Raw genomic sequence first — 308 nt, 5'->3', positions numbered from 1 at the left:
TTTGGCCGATTTCGCTCCACCATTATGGATGATTTCGCGAATGCGTGCTTTCACGGATACACAGGCCTTCTTCCTCGGTGTTATAAGGATGAAGTACCCGGTATTACTTCGATTCCGAACTCTTCGCAGGTCGAATCCTAGAAAAGCGAATGCCTCACCGCTCAGGGCGTTAACCGTTCGAGTCTTTTCTAGGTTGAGTTCCACGCCCAGTGGTTCCAAATGTTCGCGCAATCGCTTCAACGCCAGTTCCGCCCACCCACGCTTACTGGAATGCCCGCTTACTGTAATCAGCATATCGTCTGCAAATC

Annotated in this window: 1 pseudogene; it reads right to left on the bottom strand. The window is 50.6% G+C overall.

Annotation, left to right across the window (positions count from 1 at the left end):
- Positions 1 to 308, bottom strand: a pseudogene (locus PPOP_RS24715) (group II intron reverse transcriptase/maturase); the annotation flags it as partial.

This window comes from Paenibacillus popilliae ATCC 14706 (assembly GCF_000315235.1).
In the GTDB taxonomy this organism is placed as follows: Bacteria; Bacillota; Bacilli; order Paenibacillales; family Paenibacillaceae; genus Paenibacillus_B; species Paenibacillus_B popilliae.
This window is presented reverse-complemented; position numbering and strand designations above follow the sequence as displayed.